Below are 5,011 nucleotides of genomic sequence, written 5' to 3'. Positions count from 1 at the left end.
CACGTTCGCCATACTGGGTTCGACCGGGAGCACTGCTCTGGCCCTTTCCAGCGTTTCCGGAGCAAGTGGCGCCCCGCCCACGGAGATGCGGGTCAGGCTCGAGACGTCGTACTGACTGACCTGCGGGCAGTTGATCACCCGGTGCAGCACCGTCGGCACGGCGCCCCAGGTGCTGATCCGCTCCCGCTCAATGAGGGCCAGTACCTGTTCCGGATCGAAGCGGCCCTCGGTGAAGACGATCTTGGCGCCTGCTGTCATGGCAGTACACAGGCCCGTGTGCAGCCCGGCGACATGAAACAGCGGTGAGGTGATCAACCCCGCCGGCTGTGAGCCGTCGGTCGGAAGCGGGCTCGCACCGCCGAGCATCGCGCCTGCCATGCCGTGGACGATGATGCCTTGAACCTGGGCGATCGTGCCGCGGTGCGTGGTGATGCAACCTTTCGGCCGGCCGGTGGTGCCGGAGGTGTAGAGGATGACGAAGGGATCGTCCTCATCGATCGGGTCATTCGGGGACTCGTCGTGTTCGGCAATGAGATCAGCAACAGGCTGGGTGCCGGCCGGCGCCGTAGCCCCGATGCAGAAGACACGCTCGAGCGTCGGGATCTGGCCGATCAATTCGCGGACGCGGGGGAAGAGGCGGTCGTCAACGAGCAGAAAGCGGCTGCCGGAATCGGTGAGGCCATAGGCGATCTCGTCCTGCACCCACCAGCCGTTCAGTCCGACGACGACCCCGCCCACGCAGGTTGCGCCGAACAACGTGATGACCCAGTCCACATTATTCTGGGCCAGGATGGCCAGCCGATCACCGCGCCGGAACCCGAGCGCCTTGAGCCGGCGTGCCGTCCCCCACACCAAGCGCCGGAACTCACCGTACGTGATGCGCCGGGAGCCCTGGACCAGAAACTCACGGTCGCCATAGTTGCCGGCGGTCTCCACCTTCTCGCGCAGCGATCGCTGGCGCCCGGCGAAGTTTTTCATCGGCAGGCCGCGAACGTTTTCGAACGTGAGCTCGAACGGGCCCCCCGGACCGGTCAGCTGAGAGAGGACTTCCTCGTGGGTCATCCGACTCGATACTCCTCCGGCACGGTCCGCCCCAAGGCGGCGACGAGTGTCGTGGCTTGGCGCGCCGCAAGGGCATAGATGGACAGGCCCGGGTTGACACCCACGCTGGTCGGAAAGGTCGATCCGTCGATGACCGCCAGGTTCCGGAGGTGGTGATACCAGCCGTCACTGTTGACCACTGAGACGTGTGGATCTTCACCCATGGCGCAGCCGCCCAGCGGGTGGGTGGAATTCACCACGGTGTTCGGCGAGCGCAGCGACAAACTCGCGATCGCCGCACGCGCTTCCGCCCAGGTTGTGTAGGGCTGTGCGTCCATGTTGGCCGGCATGACCGTGGCCGCACCGGCGGCGAACTGGCACTCGGCCATGGACAGATATGAGCTGCGGATGCCATCCCGGATATACTCTGTGATCGGGTAGTCGAGCAGGCCGCGGCGGTCGCTGCGCAGCGTCACCGTCCCACCCGGACTCGCCTCGCTGAATCCATCACGGATCTGCGACACCAGGATGTGCGTACGCCGATACTGGCTTGCCGCCTGAGCCAGTTCCGGACCGATACTTTTGCGGAAATTCATGGTTCCTGCCGGCTGGGTGCCGACCGCTTCAATGTGGTAGCCGGCGCGGCCCGTCACACCGTCACGCCAGAGAAACTGGTCCGAATGCACGGATTGAGGTGCGCCGACGTAGGCATCGACCAGCTCCGGCATGATGGCGATCGAATAGTTGTGAATCTGCAGAAAGGTGCGCTTTCCCAGCCTCGCATACGGGTCCGGCGCATTTGATCGGAGCAACAGTGCCGGGCTGTTGATCGCCGCGCCGGCCACGATGACGAACGGCGCATCGATGCGGACCCGCCGTCCGGTCAAGCGGACGCCGCGGTCGTCGAGCGCCACGCCGGTGATCCCGAAGACCCGGTCGCCACGAATATCCACCTGGTCTGCCCGCACCCGCGTCAGCAGCACCGCCCCATGGTCGAGCGCGGTAGGGATGGTGGTGACCAGCATGCTCTGCTTCGCGTCAATCGGGCAGCCCAAGCCGCAGTACCCAAGCCCCGGGCAGTCCTTGACGTTGCGCGGCAGCGCCTCGTACCGCCAGCCGAGTGTTGCCGCGCCGCGCGCCAGCAGCGCGTTGTTCTCGTTGTGCGCCGTCCAGGGGTGGACATTGAGGCGCTGCTCCATCACTTCGAACCACGGGGCCATGGCCTCGGGCGTGAAGCCCTTCAGTCCGTACGTGTCGGTCCAATACCGCAGTGTCTGCGATGGCGTCCGCACGCTGCTGGTCCAGTTCACCGTGGTCGACCCGCCCACGGCGCGGCCCTGCATGACACCGATGCCCTTGTCTTTGGTCTGACGCACGCCGCCTTCGAAGTAGAAGCGCGCAAAGCTCGGCACCTCGCGCAGGGTGAAGTCCCGCGCCGTCCAGTAGGCGCCTTCCTCGACCATCACGACGCGGAACCCGGATCGGGCAAGGATCTCCGCGCAGACACCACCACCCGCACCCGTGCCGACAATCACCACGTCACCGGCCAATGTCAGGTCCGCTTCGAGGCGGCTGCCCGTATAGATTTCGTGTGTCATACGTACAGATGAGCCCTCACCCCAACCCTCTCCCAGAGGAGGCTGTCGATTTTCTCTGAAAGTAGGGGCGCAGCATGCTGCGCCGCTACGGAACTACGCGGAAAATACGGTATACGAAACCAGCGGCCGGTCATTTATCAACAGTCCCAAAGGGAAAGGGAGCGGAATGGGATTCTCCCAAAGGGAGAGAAAGCGAAGAGGCTGGCGGTCCAGCGTAGCCCATGGGTACCCAGGCGCGAGGCTGATCGTACCAACCGATCGACACCATCGACTGCAGGAACACGTAGACGCTGCGCAACAGCTCGAAAGAACTCCCACGCCACCCGTTCAAGAACTTGGCAACCTCGGCAGGCGCCGCCTCCGGCCAGCGCTGCCATACTCCTGCCAGCAGAATGCGAACGGGAGCCAAGCTCAGCAGCGAGAAAGCTTGCTCGGCTTCCGCATGCACCGACTCGGGAAGGTGCGCCAGGTAGAAATCGACGGCTCGGAGCACCTGCTCGACGCTGTCGGCGCGTTCCGCGGCGTCACTGGGCAGAGAGCCTTCCAGCACCACAGGAGCAATGGCGCGGAGAATATCACGCCCCGCCGATGACAGCGCGAGGAACTCACCGCCGGCCGGTGCAGCGGCAAAGATCTGCCCGGCGCCGCCGAGAAGACCAGCAGTCGATAGGACCGCGGAACCGACCACGCCAACTTGCAGGAGCTGGCGGCGGGAAATCGATATGTTCACTGACGGCATGGCGTCGCCTTCGGTGGTCACTTGCGTTGATCGAAGCGCCGCCCGCACACCAGCGACGCGATGATGATCTTCTGGATTTGCAGCGTGCCGCCGGCGATGGGCCAGCCGCGGCTGTCGCGCAACATACGTTCGATCGGATACTCCGTGGAGTAGCCATACCCGCCGAGGATCTCCATGGCCATGTCGGTGACCGCCTTCGCCGTCTCATTGGCAAAGACCTTCGCCATCGATGTTTCCTTGATTGACGGAAGACCCTTGCTGGCATTGACCGCGGCGCGGTAGACGAGCAGCCGCGCGGCATCGACGCGTGTCGCCATATCGGCAAGCATCATCTGGATCGCCTGCCGCTCGCAGATCGGTTTCCCGAAGGTCTGGCGCTGCTGGGCGTACTCAACCGCGAACTCGAGTGCCCCGGTGGCGATGCCGAGTGCCATGGTGGCGTTGCCACAGCGCTCGATGTCGAAGCACTGCATGAGCATGGCGAAGCCGCCCGCAGGCACGATGAGATTCTCCTCGGGGACGAAGCAATCCTCGAAGATCAAGTCGGAGCTCGGGAAGCCGCGCAGGCCCATGAACTGTTCCTGCTTTCCAAAAGTGAGACCGGGGGCGCCTTTTTCGATCAGCAGCCCGGCGATCCCCTTGGGACCGGGCACATCACCGACGCGACAGTAGACCATGTAGGCCCCGGAGTGGCCGCCGCCGGTGCAGAAGCACTTGCGCCCGTTGACGCGATAGCCGCCGTCGCACTTGTCGGCCCGGGTACGCAGATCGGTCAGGGCGCTGCCGGCCTCCGGCTCTGTCATCCCGATCGAGATCTGCAGCTTGCCGTGCACCACCGGCGGCAGCCAGCGCGCCTTCTGGGCTTCGCTGCCGAAGTGCTCGATGACACGCACCGGCCCGACGTTGGATTCGAACACGGCCGCCGCGGCCAGCGGCGACACGGCCGCGAGCTGCTCGATGCACAGAATGGCGGACAGCAACTCCTGCCCGCCACCACCGTACGCTTCGGGCAAGCACATGCCGATCAGTCCCATCCGCACCATTTTCCCGATGAGCGCGGCGTCCGGCAGGGCACCCGTCCGATCCCACACGGCGGCGGCTTCGCGGCACTCCTGCTGCGCGAACTTCCGCACGGTTTGCTGGAGCAGTTCTTGTTGTTCGGCCAGTTGGAAGTCCACGCAAGCTCTCTCCTCTACGCCGCCGTCGCGTCTCGAAGGGACACCCCATCAAATGACTCGGACACGGTCAAGGGCTCACATCCCTGGACGCCCGTCGCATCGTTGCCGTATCATGGCGCCATGACGCTGATCGCACTGAATCCGGTTTCCGTGCCGCCACCCCCGATGGCAGAGCGCCGCACGCGTTTGGGGGATCTGGCCGGCAAGACCATCGGCTTTTTGAGCAACAACAAGCCCAACGCCGACGCGTTGCTGCAGCGGCTGGCCGGGACCCTACAGGCCCGCTTCGGAATCGTCGCCAAGCAATACAACAAGGGCGTGCCGTCGCTGGAGGCGCCGCGAGAACTCCTGGTGGAGATCGGCAGGGACTGCCAGGGGGTAGTGCTCGCGGTCTACGACTGAGGGTCGTGCACGTCGTGGAGTGTCCACGACCAGATTGAACTGGCACGAGCTGG

Annotated in this window: 5 protein-coding genes; 1 reads left to right on the top strand and 4 read right to left on the bottom strand. The window is 64.9% G+C overall.

The window, feature by feature from the left end; translation table 11 throughout:
* The 4 genes from VF515_02770 to VF515_02755 form a co-directional block, all read right to left on the bottom strand.
* On the bottom strand, nt 1–1,062 hold a 1,062-nt coding region (locus VF515_02770; protein ID HEX7406553.1), incomplete at its 3' end, for a class I adenylate-forming enzyme family protein.
* Nucleotides 1,059–2,639, bottom strand: a complete 1,581-nt coding sequence (locus VF515_02765; protein ID HEX7406552.1) for a GMC family oxidoreductase — start codon at nt 2,637–2,639, stop codon at nt 1,059–1,061. The genes VF515_02765 and VF515_02770, both read right to left, overlap by 4 nt.
* A gap of 130 nt (nt 2,640–2,769) precedes the next feature.
* Nucleotides 2,770–3,378, bottom strand: coding sequence for a twin-arginine translocation pathway signal protein (locus VF515_02760; GenBank protein ID HEX7406551.1), 609 nt, complete (start codon nt 3,376–3,378; stop codon nt 2,770–2,772).
* Nucleotides 3,379–3,395: 17 nt separating this feature from the next.
* The gene (locus VF515_02755; GenBank protein ID HEX7406550.1) at nt 3,396–4,556 is read right to left on the bottom strand and encodes an acyl-CoA dehydrogenase family protein; all 1,161 of its coding nucleotides are present in this window, start codon (nt 4,554–4,556) and stop codon (nt 3,396–3,398) included.
* 120 nt (nt 4,557–4,676) lie between these two features.
* Here VF515_02755 and VF515_02750 point away from each other — a divergent pair, with 120 nt between their 5' ends.
* A complete protein-coding gene (locus VF515_02750) occupies nt 4,677–4,958 on the top strand; it encodes a hypothetical protein (GenBank protein HEX7406549.1) in 282 nt (93 codons plus the stop codon).
* The last annotated feature ends 53 nt before the right edge of the window (nt 4,959–5,011 follow it).

The organism is Candidatus Binatia bacterium (genome assembly GCA_036382395.1).
Lineage (GTDB): Bacteria > Desulfobacterota > Binatia > HRBIN30 > HRBIN30 > JAGDMS01.
The sequence above is the reverse complement of the archived record's forward strand: the minus strand, read 5'-3'. Positions and strand labels throughout refer to the sequence as shown.

Excerpts from the sequence above, each read along its gene's own strand:
- VF515_02765 (HEX7406552.1), bottom strand. The coding sequence starts at position 2,639 with ATGACACACGAAATCTATACGGGCAGCCGCCTCGAAGCGGACCTGACA.
- VF515_02760 (HEX7406551.1), bottom strand. The coding sequence starts at position 3,378 with ATGCCGTCAGTGAACATATCGATTTCCCGCCGCCAGCTCCTGCAAGTT.
- VF515_02750 (HEX7406549.1), top strand. The coding sequence starts at position 4,677 with ATGACGCTGATCGCACTGAATCCGGTTTCCGTGCCGCCACCCCCGATG.